Source organism: Litoribacter ruber (genome assembly GCF_018500185.1).
Taxonomy (GTDB): Bacteria; Bacteroidota; Bacteroidia; order Cytophagales; family Cyclobacteriaceae; genus Litoribacter; species Litoribacter ruber.
In genome coordinates this window covers 1-16,840 of record NZ_JAHBGI010000008.1, presented here as the reverse complement: position 1 = coordinate 16,840, position 16,840 = coordinate 1, and the positions used below count along the sequence as shown (strand labels likewise).

Annotated in this window: 11 protein-coding genes; 8 read left to right on the top strand and 3 right to left on the bottom strand. The window is 44.4% G+C overall.

Going from position 1 to position 16,840, the window contains the following annotated elements:
* Positions 1–17 precede the first annotated feature (17 nt).
* A complete protein-coding gene (locus KIH41_RS11980) occupies positions 18–1,301 on the bottom strand; it encodes a peptidoglycan DD-metalloendopeptidase family protein (protein WP_214162535.1) in 1,284 nt (427 codons plus the stop codon).
* 510 nt (positions 1,302–1,811) lie between these two features.
* On the opposite strand from KIH41_RS11980, the gene aspS reads away from it, so the two are divergent.
* The gene (aspS, locus tag KIH41_RS11975; RefSeq protein ID WP_214162534.1) at positions 1,812–3,569 is read left to right on the top strand and encodes an aspartate--tRNA ligase; all 1,758 of its coding nucleotides are present in this window, start codon (positions 1,812–1,814) and stop codon (positions 3,567–3,569) included.
* A 170-nt stretch (positions 3,570–3,739) separates the two neighbouring features.
* Entirely contained in the window at positions 3,740–3,937 is a 198-nt protein-coding gene (locus KIH41_RS11970; RefSeq protein ID WP_214162533.1) for a hypothetical protein, read from the top strand.
* Positions 3,938–4,280: 343 nt separating this feature from the next.
* Here the strand turns inward: KIH41_RS11970 and KIH41_RS11965 are convergent, their stop codons facing one another.
* The gene (locus KIH41_RS11965; protein ID WP_317194949.1) at positions 4,281–4,937 is read right to left on the bottom strand and encodes a lysoplasmalogenase; all 657 of its coding nucleotides are present in this window, start codon (positions 4,935–4,937) and stop codon (positions 4,281–4,283) included.
* Positions 4,938–5,289: 352 nt separating this feature from the next.
* Here KIH41_RS11965 and KIH41_RS11960 point away from each other — a divergent pair, with 352 nt between their 5' ends.
* The 5 genes from KIH41_RS11960 (at position 5,290) to KIH41_RS18320 (ending at position 14,292) form a co-directional block, all read left to right on the top strand.
* Positions 5,290–8,541 (top strand): TonB-dependent receptor, encoded by a 3,252-nt coding sequence (locus KIH41_RS11960; protein ID WP_214162531.1) that lies wholly within the window; start codon positions 5,290–5,292, stop codon positions 8,539–8,541.
* Positions 8,542–9,204: 663 nt separating this feature from the next.
* Positions 9,205–12,468, top strand: a complete 3,264-nt coding sequence (locus KIH41_RS11955; RefSeq protein WP_214162530.1) for a TonB-dependent receptor — start codon at positions 9,205–9,207, stop codon at positions 12,466–12,468.
* Positions 12,469–12,657: 189 nt separating this feature from the next.
* Positions 12,658–13,383, top strand: a complete 726-nt coding sequence (locus KIH41_RS11950) for a hypothetical protein (protein ID WP_214162529.1) — start codon at positions 12,658–12,660, stop codon at positions 13,381–13,383.
* A gap of 385 nt (positions 13,384–13,768) precedes the next feature.
* Positions 13,769–13,984 carry an addiction module protein gene (locus KIH41_RS11945; protein ID WP_213944491.1) on the top strand — a complete coding sequence of 72 codons (216 nt, stop codon included), beginning with the start codon at positions 13,769–13,771 and terminating at the stop codon, positions 13,982–13,984.
* On the top strand, positions 13,981–14,292 hold the full coding sequence (locus KIH41_RS18320) for a type II toxin-antitoxin system RelE/ParE family toxin (RefSeq protein WP_214162528.1): 312 nt from the start codon (positions 13,981–13,983) through the stop codon (positions 14,290–14,292). Before KIH41_RS11945 ends, KIH41_RS18320 begins: the two co-directional genes overlap by 4 nt.
* A 22-nt stretch (positions 14,293–14,314) precedes the next feature.
* Here KIH41_RS18320 and KIH41_RS11935 read toward each other — a convergent pair whose 3' ends face one another.
* A complete protein-coding gene (locus tag KIH41_RS11935; protein ID WP_214162527.1) occupies positions 14,315–15,364 on the bottom strand; it encodes a linear amide C-N hydrolase in 1,050 nt (349 codons plus the stop codon).
* 868 nt (positions 15,365–16,232) lie between these two features.
* Between KIH41_RS11935 and rfbC the strand changes: the two genes are divergently transcribed.
* Entirely contained in the window at positions 16,233–16,790 is a 558-nt protein-coding gene (gene rfbC, locus KIH41_RS11930; protein WP_213944494.1) for a dTDP-4-dehydrorhamnose 3,5-epimerase, read from the top strand.
* The last annotated feature ends 50 nt before the right edge of the window (positions 16,791–16,840 follow it).

The following is a 16,840-nucleotide window of genomic DNA, read 5'->3' as shown; positions in this document are numbered from 1 at the left end:
CTTTGTGGCTATTTCCTTTATTCCGCACTTGTCAGCAAAGGTTGCTCTTCACCTGCATATGGGATATTGGCCAGTTGGTCCAGTTTTTCCATAAGAAGCCTTTCGTAAGCCATGCGGTTGTCCTTGGCAATTGGAGCGGAAGGTGGGATTTTTTCTTTCAACCAGTCTTCCTGCTTGCCGTTTTTCCAGAATCGGAAGCAAAGATGCGGTCCGGTAGCCAAGCCTGTGCTGCCCACATAGCCGATTACCTGGCCTTGCTTCACGCGAGTACCTGCAGCGACAGCTCTTTTGGACATATGAAGGTATTGTGTGGTGTAGGTGCCGTTATGTTTGATTTTGACATAGTTGCCATTGGCACTAGTAAACTTGGATTCCACTACTGTTCCGTCGCCTACAGAGCGGATTTCTGTGCCAGTTGGAGCGGCATAATCCGTGCCTAAGTGCGGCTTGTATCTTTTCTGTACAGGGTGAAATCTCTTCAGGTTATACCTCGAACTGATTCGTGTATATTTTAAAGGGTCTCTCAAAAATGCTTTTTTCAAGCTGTTGCCCTCTTGGTCAAAATAGGCGATTTCCCCATTTTGCTCAAATGGAATGGCATGATAGGGAGTGCCCAAATGCTCAAAATACGCCACTTCGATATCCTCAACCCCAACAACGTGGTCATCTACCACTTTTTCGTTGTAAATTACTTTGAACTTGTCTCCTTTGTGAACCCTCTGGAAATCTACCGTCCAGCCATAAAGATCGGCAAACTGGTCAATCAGGTCAGGCGTTACGCCCTGCTCCACCATGTTGACATAAAGGGATTTGGTAATGGTGCCGGCCACTTCTCTTTTGCGAAGCTCCATAGGCTTGGCCTCTTTGTAGATATCTACGGAATCGAGTCTGAATACTACAAATTCTGCGGGATTAGGCTCATAAATGAAAAACTGCGCCTGTGCGGAATCTTTTGGAGTGAGTACGGTGTATTTTTTATTGAAAGCGATCTTTCTGACGTCAAAAATATCCTTGGATTTCTTGGCCAGCTCATCGATGATTTGATAAGGGACATTGAAAGGGGAAAGGATGGTGGAAAGGGTTTGGTTCTTCCCTACAAGGCCCTCGGTGATATCCAGGTCGTTGATAGTGATCCCATAGAGGATTTCCTCTATTTCTTCAATGATTTCATCTTCTAAATCAACCTCATTTTCAAGGTCTTGATGGGCAAGGAGCTCTTTGTCTTGCTTATTATATTTCAAATAGCTATACCCCGCCGCTACCAGTAGGACGAATCCTACAGTCATCCAAATTTTCTTCATGGCTACTTAATTAGAGCGTATCGTTTAGTACAAAATAAGTTCATAAAATGCTGAAAAACTAAGCGTTCGTCTTTATTTTTTTATATTTTTCTCAATAAATCTCAACTAAAAAAGATAACGCTGAGAGCCGGAAACAGGTATTTTTTCATTGAAAAGTCAAAAAGGTTATTTTAAATATACTAAAAAGGACTTGGTTAAAAAACTTTTATGGGTTTCAGTCTTGAGGTCGGATGCCAAATCTTCTTTGATTGGCGGGGTGGAAGACCGAAGTAGAAAATGGCCACAAAGGCCACAAAGTTTTCACGAAGTATCACAAAGGCCACTTCGCGGAGAAAATTTTAAAAGCTTGAGAAAAAAGTGTCAAGTTAATTTGGGACGTGACACCGAAGACGGAAGACGGAAGACCGAAGAAAAAATATTCCAGTAAACAAATAATCATCTCCCAAAAAACTGCAATCTGCTGGCAGAACCTTTATCTTTGCACCTTTGTGACCGAAACTATTGATAGTTATGCTAAGAACACATACCTGTGGAGAACTCCGCGCGGAAGATATAAATACAGAAGTGACGTTGGCCGGATGGGTGCAGCGTGTCAGAAACAAAGGCGGACTCATTTGGGTGGATCTTCGCGACCGATATGGCGTGACGCAATTGATACTTGAGGAAGGCAGCACCGATGAGGCCCTGCTTAAAAAGGCGGCCTCCCTTGGACGCGAGTTTGTGATCCAAGTGCAGGGAACCGTGATCGAAAGGACCTCCAAAAACGATAAAATTCCAACCGGGGATATCGAAATCAAAGCGACTTCCCTAGAGGTGCTGAACAAGGCCAAGGTTCCTCCCTTTATCATCGAAGATGAAACGGACGGTGGCGAGGAATTGAGGATGAAATACCGATACCTGGACCTTCGCCGCAATGTGGTGCGCAACAAGCTTCAGCTCCGCCACCGCATGATGCAGGAAACCCGTAAATTTATGGACGGGCAGGACTTTATCGAGGTAGAAACGCCCGTGTTGATAAAGTCCACACCAGAGGGTGCAAGGGACTTTGTGGTACCTAGCAGGGTGAATCCGGGGGAGTTTTACGCTTTGCCGCAGTCCCCTCAGACCTTCAAGCAACTTTTGATGGTAAGTGGATTTGACCGCTATTTTCAGATTGTGAAATGCTTCAGGGATGAGGACTTGAGGGCAGATAGGCAGCCTGAATTCACCCAGATTGACTGCGAGATGTCATTTGTGGAGCAAGAGGATGTGCTCAATACTTTTGAGGAATTGGTACGCCACCTTTTCACCCATGTGAAAGGGGTGGAACTTGGTGAAGTGGAGCGGATGACTTTCGCCGATGCCATGAAATATTATGGCAACGACAAACCTGATTTGAGGTTTGATATGAAGTTTGTGGAATTGAATGACGTGGCCCAAAACAAAGGCTTTGCCGTGTTTGATTCTGCTGAACTGGTATTGGGAATCTGCGCCAAAGGAGCCGGTGAGTATACCAGAAAGCAGCTGGATGAGTTGACCAATTGGGTGAAGCGACCACAAATCGGCGCCAAAGGTTTGATATATGTGAAGTGCAATGCGGATGGAAGCTTCAAATCCTCTGTGGATAAGTTTTTCAACCAGGATGACTTGAAGGCTTGGGCCGATAAGTGCGGTGCCGAGGCGGGAGATTTGATTTTGGTATTGTCTGGAGACAAAAACACAGCAAGGAAGCAGATGTCAGAGCTTAGGCTCAAGATGGGTGAAGATTTGGGGCTACGTGATCGTGAAGTATTCAGGCCACTGTGGGTGATGGATTTTCCATTGCTGGAGTGGGATGAGGAGACGGCAAGGTTCCACGCCATGCACCACCCTTTCACATCACCAAAAGCCGAAGATATCCCGCTTCTCGAAACGGACCCGGGAGCTGTACGTGCCAATGCCTATGATTTGGTGATCAACGGTGTAGAGATAGGTGGAGGTTCGATCAGAATCCACGACCGCGCTACCCAGCAGCTAATGTTTAAGCACCTTGGTTTTACCGACGAGGAAGCACAAAAGCAGTTTGGATTCCTTATGGAGGCTTTTGAGTACGGTGCCCCGCCACATGGTGGGATTGCTTTTGGATTTGACAGATTGTGTGCCATCTTCGGTGGATCCGATTCCATCAGGGATTACATTGCCTTCCCTAAAAACAACTCAGGCCGCGACGTGATGATTGATTCGCCGAGCAGTATTGCTGAGGATCAGTTGAAGGAGTTACATATCAAGCTGGAAAGCAAGGGGATTTAACCGCAGAGAATTTAAAGGAGCGCAAAGTTTTGAATCTTGATGCACCTAATACAAACCCGCGAGGCTAATGGCTTCGTGGGTTTTATTGTTAGAAAGGGGTTTCAACTCTTGCGGGATATTTTTGGTTAAAATAGAACTTATAGCCATATTAATGGAATTAAAGAACCGCTATGAAAAAAGTTACTATTAATGTTCCGGATGATAAATATCTCTTTTTTTTAGAGCTAATTGAGAGCTTGGGGTTCGATCAAGAGGAAACAGAGATTCCTGAAGCCCATAATTCCCTGGTTAGAGAGAGGATTAAAAACTCTGAAGAGGACAAGCTGTTGACTTGGAAGGAGGGGAGAAAACAGCTTAAACTGAAATAAGGAGTTTACCGTATTTGTTGAGCCGCTTGCTCTCGGAGATATCCAAGAGGCATATGATTACTTTGAAGAGGTTCAAATAGATTTGGGGAATCGATTTTTAAGTAATTTAGATCACCATTTTTCAGCATTAGAAATTAATCCATATTATCAGGTTTCGGTATGATAATGTTCACTGTGTTCCATTAAGTCAATTTCCCTACATGATCCATTTTACAATTGATGAAAATTATCGAAAGGTGATTGTTCGAGCGGTATTGATACATCAAAGAATCCGGACAAGTGGGTTAAAAGAAACTCTTAAACCTTTAATCCTTTCGCGGCCGCGAAACATAAACTTATAAACCTACTCCGTAGGATGCGACACAATATGACTGCGGATCCCCATTACGATCAGCAGCTGAGCTAAAATATAGGTCCCCATCACCAGGGTGTCGCCATCCACCATGGGGTAGCCAAACATGTTGAGGGCCAAGATGCCATCGGAAACCATGAAGAGCATGGCCCCGATGAAAACCTGCCAAAAGCTGGACGCATTGGTCCGGCCAAATCTTTCCCGAGCCAGGGAAGCCATCATCAGTATCACGATCAGGTAAACTACAACGGGGATTTTTAGATCATTGAGGTTGGGTTGAATCAGGAAATATATGATTGCCCCGGGGATGTAGATGGGGAGGTTGTAGAAAAACAGCTTTACAAAATTAACTGTGTAGAAGCTAAACTGAAAATGCTGGGTCAGCTTGAAAGCTACAATGTAACATAGATGGGCCATCAGAAAAGCCCCCAAGCCATATAGAAACAGATTTGGAAAAAGCAGGAAGATGTCGCCAGCCAAAGAAAACAGCAGGGCCGCACCCATGCTTTTGCGCAGCAGGCTGCCCTTGATCAGGGAAGTCTGCGTGATGAAATAGAGGTATAGAGAGAGTAAAAGCAGGGGTTTGCTCACATATCTATAAGTATCAGCACTGTTGGCGACGAATGCCAAATCTGCGATTCCTGCCATTAAATATACATATAACCAAACTATTCCTTTGCGAGCCATCCATTTTTTATTTGAGCCAATAAAGATAGGAAAATCTTATTTAGAGCCTAATAATTGCCCTTCTCACGTGATTTAATTGTAAAACCCTAGAAATCAAAAACTTTTAGCCCGATCCAATGTTAGTAAAATGTTTTGAAAACGTGAAAAAGTGTTAAAAAATTAATCTTGGGATTACGTTTTTGAATAATAACTACATTAATTTTGTATAGCGTGGCCGGCAGTCCACGGTCAACAGTCGACCGTGGACCGTGGGCCGCTAACTATCACCTACGAACTATTTAACGAATGTCATTTGAAGCAAAATTCTACAATTATGAAGCATTTCCTACAGTGTGTAGTAATACTTGCGCTTGTCCTGGTGGGCAGTGGGCAGGTAATGGGACAGGGGGTCACCACTTCGGGGCTCTCGGGTCGGGTAGCTGAATCTTCTGGGGAAACCTTACCAGGGGCAAACGTGGTGGCAGTGCATGAGCCATCCGGAACAAGATACGGTACCACCACCAATATGGAAGGGCGGTTTTCTATACCAAATATGCGCGTGGGCGGGCCCTATACCGTCACCATTTCCTACATTGGCTTTGAATCATCCATCTACGAAAATGTCAACCTCTCCCTGGGCCAAACCCAAAACCTCAATATCACCCTACTGGATGACGCCTCTGAACTTGATGAAGTAGTTATTTCCGCCAGGCGGGACCAGGTCTTTGACGGTAACCGAACCGGGGCCTCTACCAACATAGGCTCAGAAAGAATCAACAGTTTGCCATCAATTGAGCGGGGAATCCAGGACTTTGCCAGACTTACCCCTCAGGCCAACACCCGAGGAAACGGGATTTCCTTCGCTGGGACAAATAACCGGTATAACCAGTTTGCCATTGACGGAACAGTAAACAATGATGTGTTTGGTCTGGCTGCCGATGGTACCAATGGTGGACAAACGGGCACCCAGCCTATTTCCTTGGATGCCATTGAGGAAATCAATGTGGAGCTTGCGCCTTTTGATGTCAGGATGGGCGGGTTTACAGGAGGCGGTATCAATGCCGTGACCCGTAGCGGAACCAATACCTTTAGAGGGTCTGCCTATTATTTTGTCAACAACCAAAACCTAACCGGTACCGGGGTGCTTCCGGCTACTGAAGGAGAAAGGGTTCCAGACTATACTGAAAGGCAATATGGGTTTAGAGTCGGCGGTCCCATAATCAAGGACAAACTGTTTTTCTTCCTCAATGGGGAGTTGACCGAAAGAACCCAGCCGCAGCTGTTTGGGATCGGTGAGGGCTCCAACATCACGCAGGATGAAATCAATCAGGTAACCAGCGTCATTAACCGGATTTCTCCAAATGCCGATATTGGTGATGCAGGGCCGTTTAACCAGACTACCGATACCGAAAAGATCTTTGTGCGTTTGGATTGGAATATCAACAACAATAATACTTTTTCCATCCGCCACAATTACGTGAATGCGGAAGCGCTGAGTGTGTTTAGAAATGCGAATACATTTGTATTGTCCGGAGGGGCGCAGTTTTTTCCAAGTACTACCAATACTACTGTGGCAGAACTGAATTCCCGTTTTGGAAACAGTGCGTCCAACGAATTGAGAATTGGGTATACTACGGTAAGAGATGACCGGGGCTTTGTGGGTACCCCATTCCCTTATGTGCAGGTCGACCTGGGTGGGGGTAGAAATATTCAGCTGGGTTCCGAGCAATTTGGTACCGCCAACACCCTAAACCAGGATGTGTTTACGCTGACCAATAACTTCAGCGTCTTCAAAGGAAAGCATACTTTCACTTTGGGTACGCACAATGAGTTTTATAATATTTATAACCTGTTCATCAGGCAGGCATTCGGGTCCTATCGTTATGCCAGCTTGGATGATTGGTTGACGGTGGGTACTCCAGGGGAGGTTTTTCCTTTGACATATGACCTATCCTTTTCGAATGTGCCCAATGAACCCAACTGGGGGGCGGAATTCCGTGCTGTGCAGTTAGGATTCTATGCGCAGGATGAATACCAGGCTACCGATGATCTGAAGCTGACCTTTGGAGTGAGGGTGGATGTGCCAATTTTCCCGGATGACCCATCAGCTAATCCAGAATTTAACAATTCTCCTATTGCCAACAGGTTTGATGTGGCTACTAACAGGATGCCTGGATCGAATCTGCTTTGGTCCCCAAGGTTTGGGTTTAACTGGGACGTCAACGGTGACGCCACCTTCCAGCTTCGCGGTGGGGTGGGAATTTTCTCGGGAAGGCTTCCCTTTGTTTGGCTTTCCAACCAGTTTTCCAACACAGGTGTAGAAATCGCCAGACTCCAGGCCCAGCGGCAGCGGGGTGACTTTCCGGAAGGGTTCACTTTCAACCCTGACCCCAACAACCAGCCCAATGCTGCGGACTTGGGGCTGCCTACTTTCACATCAGAGATTAACGTGACCGACAGAAGGTTTAGATATCCACAGGTGTTGAGGCTGAACCTGGGTGCTGATTATATGATTGGCGATGGATATGTATTTACCTTTGACGGTATTTATACGCAGAATTTCAACAACATCCTTTATCAAAACCTGAATATTGCTGGTTTGGAAGATAATCAGTTTACCTTCTTTGAAGGTGCAGATAACAGAAGGCGATTTGATGGAGCATTCATCAATCCAAACTTCACCGATATTGTCTACCTGACCAACACCAATGAAGGGTATACTTATAATTTGACAGGGCAATTGAGTAAACAATTTGAAAACGGGCTGATGGCCAACATTGGGTATACTTATGGTGTGGCCAAGGATATCAACCCGGGCAACTCTTCCCAGGCTATCTCCAACTGGAGAAACGTGCCGACAGTGGGAAATCCCAATAACCCAGAGCTTTCTTTCTCCCAGTTTATGGTGCCCCATAGAATCGTGGCAGCCATTAATTATAGAAAGGAATATGCCGGATTTCTGGCTACCTCAGTGGGGATATTTTACAACGGTCAATCCGGTGTGCCGATTTCATTCACTTATCAGGGGGATATGAACCGTGATGGTGTATTTGGAAATGACCTAATTTACATTCCTGCCAGTAGAAACGAAATCGTGCTCTATGATCGATATGTGGTGGAGAATGATCAATGGGTGTTGGTGGAAACTGCCGATCAGCAATATAATGCCATCAACAACTTCATCAGCAACAATTCCTATTTGAATGGTAGAAGGGGAGATTATGCCGAGCGAAACGGAGGCAGGACGCCGTTTGAGCATCGATTTGATGTGAGGGTGGCCCAGGAGATCATTGTGAGAAATGCCGGCAGGCTGGAAGTGACCTTTGATGTGCTGAATGCGGGCAACTTGCTCAACAACGAATGGGGAAGGTCCTATGCGATCCAAAACGCCCAGTTTATGACTGTAGCACAATTTGGTACCAATCCGGTGGCCGGGGCTGAGCCACAAACGATCAATGGGGTGCCTGTGGCTGTGGATCCGAATATCCCGGCCTTTAAAGCTGATGTCCGTGGCGATGAGGCCTGGCTCCCCAATGACTTTTTCTCAAGATGGCGAGCGCAATTGGGTGTGAGGTATACATTTTAAAGTTGGATGTCCGATGTCGGATGTCGGATGTTGGAAAAAAATGGCCACAAAGGCCACAAAGTTTTCACGAAGTTTCACAAAGGCCACTTCGCGGAGAAAAATTTAAAAGTTTGAGAAAAAAGTGTCAAGTAAATTTAGGACGTGACAACCGCGGAGGCGCGGAGGATCAGAGGTTAATAACTCACCGCAAAGGGCGCTGAGTGGCGCAAAGGAGGAGTTGGAAGTAAGGGGGACATCTACTATCTGCTAACTAAGCGTTTCTTTGAGTTCTTAGCGGTTAAATTTTAACAGTCATACATAAAGCCTGCCTGGTCGCGAGAACCAGGCAGGCTTTTTACTTAGTATCTAGTACATAGTTCTTTGTACAACCGATTTTAACATTCCCCCAACCTTGGTGTTACCTTGGCTAAATAAACTGGAATTTTATCATTATTGGGGCTGGGTGTTGGAATAAAATCACTAAAAATTAGAATAGTGAAATAAGAGGTTTTTAAGTTTTGCAATGTTAAGCCAATGTTAAGAAAGCCTGTTAAAAAACCTTAATTCTTAATGTTTTGTAAACATTGGCATGTCAATCACTTAGCAAATCAAATCTATCTTTGCTGCCGGAAAAGAAAATTATATAACCTAACTAAAATCCATTTTCCGACAAAACAAAATATTATGAGGAATTCCTTACTTAAATGTGTGATTGCGCTTGCAATGTTTATCTCTGCTTCAGGGACATTGTTTGCACAAGGGGTTACTACTGCAAGTATGCAGGGTATAGTGACCGACGAGACAGGAGAGTCGCTTCCTGGCGCTAACGTAGTTGCCATTCACGAGCCTTCTGGAACCCGCTATGGCGCGGTGACAAACATCGAAGGTAGATTTGTATTGGCTAACGTAAGAGTGGGCGGTCCTTACCGTGTCGCTATCACTTACATTGGCTTCGAAGACAGAATCTACGAAGGCATTCAGCTTGCCCTAGGTCAAAATTATACCATCAACGCCAGAATGAGCGACGGTATGGACCTTGATGTGATTGAAGTAAGTGCTTCAAAGGATAAGGTGATGAACTCTGACAGAACTGGTGCTGCTTTGAACCTTTCTAACGAGACTATCAACTCTCTTCCTACTATTTCTAGAAGTATCAACGACTTTACCAGATTGACTCCTCAGTCTAACGGTAACTCTTTCGCTGGTACAAGCTCTAGATTCAACAACTTTACCATTGATGGTAACATCTACAACAACAACTTCGGTCTTGGTTCTGGCCAGTTTGCCGGTGGCAACCCAGTATCACTTGATGCGATTGAAGAAGTTCAGGTAAACCTTGCTCCATATGACGTTCGTCAGGGTGGTTTTACTGGTGCAGGTGTAAACGCCGTAACTAGATCAGGTACTAACCAATTCACGGGTTCTGCTTATTATTTCTTAAGAAACGATCAAATGATCGGTACAAAAATTGGAGAAACTTTCTTGAATCCTGGTGATTCTAAGAATGAAACAATGGGTTTCAGACTTGGGGGTCCAATCATTAAAGATAAATTGTTCTTCTTCGTCAACTACGAAAAGGAAACTGAATCAACTCCAGCAATTTTGAGAAGAGCTGCTAGAGAAGGAGAAACTCCAGATGGTCAGTTTATTTCTAGAGTTCCGTTGTCTCAAGCTAACTTCGTTAGAGAGCAGATGATGAACATTTACGGATATGATACTGGTGCTCCTGACTCCTATCCATTTGCATCTGAGCAAGAAAGATTCAACTTGAGATTGGATTACAACATCAACAACAACAACAAGTTGACGTTGAGATACAATAACTATACTGCCTTCACGGATATACCTACTAACGTAAACTCTATACGTTACAACCAGACTAGATATTTCAACACTAGTAGAATTGGTGTAGAAGGTATCAACTTCAGAAATGCCAACTATACCAACGACAGAAGAGTACAGTCCATGGTAGCTGAATTGACTTCTAGAATCAGCAACAACATGTCTAACCAGTTGAACATTGGTTATACTTCAATCACTGACCCTAAAAGAGGTGTTCCAGGTGGACAGGATTTCCCATTCATCGAAGTAATGCAGCCAGATGCTTCTGGAAACCCACTTTACTACATGTCAATGGGTAACGAATTGTTTACAGTAGGTAACCTGCTTGAAAACAATGTATTGAACATCACCAACAACTTCTCAATTTACAAAGGAAGACATACTTACACTATCGGTGGTAACTTCGAATACATGACGTTTGACAACGCGTTTAACCCTGTGTTCAACGGATTCTACAGATATGGTTCTTATGACGATTTCGTGGAAGGTGTTATCAACAGAAACCCGAACGTTCATCCAATTGCATTCTCTAAAGGATTTGCTTTGGACGGATCTACAACTCCTCCAACTGATGAGACAAGATTTGCACAGCTTGGTATCTATGTTCAGGATGAATTCCAAGTTACTCCTCAATTGAAAGTAACAGGTGGTTTGAGAGTTGATCTTCCTTTCTACCCAGTAAATATTCCTAATAACCAATTGTTGGATGATTTGAACAAAACTTTCACTGGTCCTGACGGCAACACATTCGTTCCTGATGTTAGCCAGTTCCCTAAAGTTAACCCATTGTTCTCTCCGAGAGTTGGTTTCAACTGGGATGTAACAGGTGACAGAACTACTCAAGTAAGAGGTGGTACAGGTGTATTCTCCGGACGTATACCTTTCGTATGGATGTCTAACCAAGTGAACGGTTCAGGTGTGATCAGAGGTGGTTACGGTCTTGAAGGACAGGATGTAATCGATGCTGGTATCATTTTCAACCCAGACGTAACAGCTTATACTCCAGAAAATCCTGCAGCTACTCTATCTAACGAGCTTAACTTGACAGATAGAAACTTCAGACTTCCACAGGTTTGGAGAACCAACCTTGGTGTTGACCAAGTGCTTCCTTTCGGAATCATCGGTACGTTTGACTTCATCTACTCTCAGGATGTAACTACTCCAATTGCCTATAACGCAATTCTTAGATCTCCTGATGGTACATTAGCTGGTCCTGATAACAGACCTTTCTGGAATGGTACTAACTATTCAAATGACCCTGATTTCAGAAACGTATTCTATTTGACTAACGCTTCTCAGAAAGCAGATTATTACTCTTTGACTGCTCAGTTGTCTAAGCAATTTGACGGTGGATTCTTCACTAGCATTGCTTATACAAGATCTAGATCTAGAGATTTGGATGCATCAGGTGGAAGCCAGGCGATCTCTCTATGGCCAAACACGGTACAGGTAGACAGAAATGCTCCTGAGCTTGGATATGCAGCCTTCGATCAGCCTCATAGATTGATTGCAAGCTTCTCTTATCAGACTAACAATACCACAATCGGGGTATTCTACGAAGGTGGAAACGCAGGTAGATATAGCTACACTTATTCTGGCAACTTTGGTGACGGTTCTAACAGATTGATGTACGTTCCTAACTCAGCTAATGAATTAAATTTTGAAGAATTCACACTTGATGGTAGAGCGGTGACTGTAGCGGAGCAAAGACAAGTGCTTGATGCTTACATCGATCAGTCTGAATATTTGAGCGGTAGAAGAGGCCAGTTGGCTGAAAGAAATGGAGCTGTTTCTCCTTTCGTTCACAGATTTGACTTGAGAATCCTTCAGGATATCCACGTAGCGAAAGATGGTCAGCATAGACTTCAGCTTTCTATGGACTTCACTAACATAGGTAACATGTTCAACTCTGAGTGGGGTATCCCTCAATTCCAGTGGCAGAACAACCTCTTGAACTACAGAGGTGTTAACGATGCAGGACAGCCAGTTTACAGAATGAACCCTAATCCTTCTACTACTGACTTCCCAACTGAAACCTTCAGATTGTCAAACTCTCTAGCTAACGTTTGGAGAATGCAGGTTGGTGTAAGATATCTGTTCAACTAATAACAGTATCATTATCAGACGATAACTGAAAATATTAAAGCGCTTCCACTTGGAAGCGCTTTTTTTATGAACAATTGTTTTAGTTTTGACGTATGGGAGGGAGAGAGAAGACGGAAGACTGAAGACGGAAGACGGAAGACCGAAGCAAGCCAACCCAATTTGATTAAAAGAAAACCAATTTCTAAATATATGTATAAAGTAGTTTTTGCCATTTTGGCTTTTATGGCGGTGAGTTTTTCTGCCTTTTCCCAGGGTCTCAATCAAAATGCCTATAAGAGGTGGACAGAGATTGGCGTTGCCGATTTTGAATCCCAGCTGGATGGGTTGCAGGCAATGCCGCAGATTTACAGCAAGGCCCGCGGGGTGACGATTTTTGCTGCCATCAACAATGTGAACCAGCGTGCCATGCGGAAACTCAAGTTGGAGGCTGCCATGCTTGGCGCTGATTTAGTTTACATTTCAAACAATTATCAAAAAGGGGTTCAATTTTACTCTCCTGTGCAAGTGGCCTACACGGCTACACCATACGTGAAGGAGCCCGTTACCGTCAATAAAGCCAAAGAAATGGCCCAAGGGAATACTTTCCAGCCCCGAACGAAGACGCGCTACAACCGCAACAAATTTGGTCCCACTACGGATTCCATGCTGCATGCCCAGCAGCCGATGACCCTAGATGAGCCTTATGAGGAAAATGGATTTGTATTCATTGACGTTAACTTAACCGGTTTAAAGCGGCCCTACAGAGTTGTAAGAATCACAGACCATCAAATCATCCTTGCCCGTATAATCGTACCTGATAAAGTGATTGAAAACTACGAATTGGTCGTGTTGGATGGAAAAAGAATCGAAGAAGTCACCACCAAAGACGCCAACAACAAGGTCATCAAGCAGGTGTTCCCGTTTTTGGGGCAGTAATTTAGCTTTTTGGCTGAATTGCCTTGAATCGCGCATTGTTAACTCAATAATGAGATTTCCGCAATCTTGTGGAGACCGTCATAAGGATAATATTTTTAGTCCACCATCTTATATAGGTAATAGATGAGATGGTGGATCTTTTGCCTGTAGCAACATTGAATTCCCCCTCATTAGACTCAAAATCGTAGGAATTTGAAACAGTGGAGGAATATAAATAGCCAGAAGCAGCTATTAATTCCTGAGAACTGAGGTTTTACCACAGATCCTCCTGAGGAGGATCTGGTTCCACGCTGGTATGTTTTAATAATGGTTTGAGGAGGCTTTAATGCGAGAACTGTAGGTCAAACATTTAGCCAAAAATGAAGATTTATCGTTATATTCATATATGGAAAAGATTCTGAAAGATATATTGCAACTCAGTGAGGCTGAAAGAATATTAATAGCAGAAGCTATTTGGGATTCACTACCTGAGGAGTCCGAACCTGAGTTTACTACAGAGCAAAAAGATGAGATCAAGAGGCGTATAGATAAATACGACAGAGGAGAATCAACAACTTATTCATGGTCCGAGGTTAAGGATAGCTTAAAAGAACATAAATGAATTTTCGGCTTGAATTTACCGGGGAGGCAAGGCTAGATATTCAAGATTTTTTCAATTGGTACAATCTGAGAAAGGCTGGTTTGGGAAATGATTTCGTGCTATGCATTGAATCAGCGATTAATCAAATCTTACGAGATCCAATGCACTGTTCTCCACAATTTAAAGATGTGAGAAGAAAGCTGGTGAAAAGATTTCCTTTTCATATAGTTTATATTTTAAGAGATAGCCTCATATTAATAATCGGTGTGTTTCATACTAGCAGAGCTCCTGAAGCATGGGTTAAGAGGGTAAAGAGAATGCGAGATTAGATATTCCAATCATGTTTTCTTTTCACTCCAACCCCGCAAAATCAAACGGACTCGCCGCCTCGAATTCCGCGGAGGATTCGCCAGAATAGTTTTCATTGTCGCTTAGGGATATTTTTTTGACTTCGGCATTTTCGCTGAAATCTATGTTTTCGAAGGCTACCCATATCGCATTAGGGTTTAACACATTCTCGAAATAGTAGACCAGGTTCTTGTGGTCGGCCACAGTTCTCCACCGGGTGGAGGATATGTTGGGCTGATCAGGGGTGGAGATCCCAAGAGGAACTGAACAGTTACGGATCACGCTGAACACGCTGGCGACTGCAACCCTCCTGTCCTCTGATTTAGGAATTGCGTCTATGTAATAACTGGCCCTGACATACCTGTCGGCGGCTCTATTTGTGCCTGGCAGCATGATCGTGCCGGGGATGCTTTTCCAGTAGGCGTTGATGGCCAACTGCTCCTCAAAAATAGGTGAGTTGGTCATCACCACATGAGATTTATCATGGTGAATGACAAGCTTTCCATCTATGTATTCAAATATAGCGTTGTCGCCATGTTTGTCGGATAAGGAAAGGTGTACGGTGGCAAAGGTTTCCGTGCCTGGAATATGGGAGCTGACCACCACAAACTCCTCCTTGGAGAGTTCGCCAACTGCTTCTTTCACTGTTTCGAAGTTGTCCAGTACATATTGCAGCCACATTGAAATAGAAAGCCCTGGTTGATTGCTGTCTTTTTCGAACTCCGGGTACTGGGATTCTACCAGCCACAGTAGGTTTCCGGCCAGCCCTTTTTCGTTCATGCCGTCGGAAGAGGCAATATCCCAAGAGCTGGTGATAATGCTTCCATGTTTGGAGCTCCAAGAAATGGAGTTATCGCCAACCTGCCCATTGCGCTGCATTCCCCGCGGGAAAATCCACAAGTTTGCCGGAATTTCCGTCTTCCAGTCCATACTTCTGGCGGTAATGATGTTGCCATTTGGTCCCTGATAGACCACTCGGGTGCAGGCCATACTTTCCTGAAGTGCGGTCCAGAAAATCCCGATGAGGAGCAATAAAGTGGAAACCTTTTTCATAATTTTAGCAATTGGGAATTAGCTAAAAGTGTAAAGTGAAAAAGGGGTAAAATGTTTTGAGTCAGGAGGTTAAATATTGTACTAGGTACTAAGTACTATGTACTAGGATGGGAGCGGTGGTGCGATATTCCGTGTCTTCATTTCGTACTTCTAATTTCGTGCATACGAGTGGGTACCAAGTACCACGTACCAAGTATTCGAGCATCAGAGGCTGGCTGTTGGCCATTTTGCCCTGATGAAGCAATCCTGCGTCTTTATTCTAGTGGCCCTCCCTTCGAGCTGCGCTCTTCGGATGGGGTATCAGCTAATTTTTCTTGAACTTTTTACACAATCCTCCGCGAAGAAGCTCTGTGAAACTCCATTAATCCTCTGCGAAACCCTGCCTGCGCAGGCAGGTCCGTGTCCCTTTTATCCCACTTCGCCCTTGGTGCTAGGTACTAAGATGGGAGCGGTGTGCGACATTCCGTGTCTTCACTTCGTACTTCTAATTTCGTGCTTACGAGTGGGTACCAAGTACCACGTACCAGGTACCAAGTATTCGAGCAGCAGATGTTGGCTGGTGGCCATTTTACTCTTGTGAAGCAATCCTGTGTTTTTACTCTCGTGGCCCTCCCTTCGAGCTGCGCTCTTCGGATTGGGTATTAGTGAACCGAAGCAATCTCGAAAAGGCCTTCGTTGTCAGTCCTAATACTAAGTGACGATTTTGATCAAATAATTCTGCCGCGATGAAGGAACTCAGTGAAACTCCATTTAAACTCTGCGGAACTCTGTGACCCTTTTCTTTCCGCGAAGAAGCACTTCGTCCTTCGTCCTTCTAATTTCGCACTTGCGAATACCTTAAGTACAGAAACTTCCTTAATTTTGCAGGATGAAAATCATTAAAACCAACTTAGAGGGCTGTTTTGAGATTGATCCGGATGTGATCGGGGATGAGAGGGGCTATTTTTATGAGTCATTCAATGTCAAAACCTTTGAAAAAGTAACCGGTATCAAGCCGGAGTTTGTGCAGGACAACCAATCCAAATCCAAGAAAGGGGTTTTCCGTGGGTTGCATTTTCAGGCTCCTCCGTTCGCCCAGGCCAAACTTGTAAGGGTAATAAGTGGTGAGGTGTTGGATGTGGCTGTGGATATCCGTAAGGGCTCCCCCACTTTTGGTCAGCACCACGCGGTAGTTCTCAGTGCGGAAAACAAGAAGCAGTTTTACCTGCCAAGAGGGTTTGCCCATGGTTTTTTGGTGCTTTCTGAGTCTGCCGAGTTTTTCTACAAATGTGATAACTACTATAATCAACCTTCAGATGGGGGGATCTATTATAATGACCCGAGTCTGAAGATTGACTGGCAAATGGATGAATCGGAGATTCTGCTTTCGGAGAAGGATAGGAACCTGCCCATGCTCGGGGATTTTGAGTCGCCCTTTGAGTATTAAAAAAAGATGGCCACTAAGGCGCGGAGACGCAAAAGAAAAAACTTAGTGTC

Bases quoted from the DNA above. Each gene is read 5' to 3' on its own strand.
- KIH41_RS11980 (WP_214162535.1), bottom strand. From the start codon at position 1,301: ATGAAGAAAATTTGGATGACTGTAGGATTCGTCCTACTGGTAGCGGCG.
- aspS (WP_214162534.1), top strand. From the start codon at position 1,812: ATGCTAAGAACACATACCTGTGGAGAACTCCGCGCGGAAGATATAAAT.
- KIH41_RS11970 (WP_214162533.1), top strand. From the start codon at position 3,740: ATGAAAAAAGTTACTATTAATGTTCCGGATGATAAATATCTCTTTTTT.
- KIH41_RS11965 (WP_317194949.1), bottom strand. From the start codon at position 4,937: ATGGCAGGAATCGCAGATTTGGCATTCGTCGCCAACAGTGCTGATACT.
- KIH41_RS11960 (WP_214162531.1), top strand. From the start codon at position 5,290: ATGAAGCATTTCCTACAGTGTGTAGTAATACTTGCGCTTGTCCTGGTG.
- KIH41_RS11955 (WP_214162530.1), top strand. From the start codon at position 9,205: ATGAGGAATTCCTTACTTAAATGTGTGATTGCGCTTGCAATGTTTATC.
- KIH41_RS11950 (WP_214162529.1), top strand. From the start codon at position 12,658: ATGTATAAAGTAGTTTTTGCCATTTTGGCTTTTATGGCGGTGAGTTTT.
- KIH41_RS11945 (WP_213944491.1), top strand. From the start codon at position 13,769: ATGGAAAAGATTCTGAAAGATATATTGCAACTCAGTGAGGCTGAAAGA.
- KIH41_RS18320 (WP_214162528.1), top strand. From the start codon at position 13,981: ATGAATTTTCGGCTTGAATTTACCGGGGAGGCAAGGCTAGATATTCAA.
- KIH41_RS11935 (WP_214162527.1), bottom strand. From the start codon at position 15,364: ATGAAAAAGGTTTCCACTTTATTGCTCCTCATCGGGATTTTCTGGACC.
- rfbC (WP_213944494.1), top strand. From the start codon at position 16,233: ATGAAAATCATTAAAACCAACTTAGAGGGCTGTTTTGAGATTGATCCG.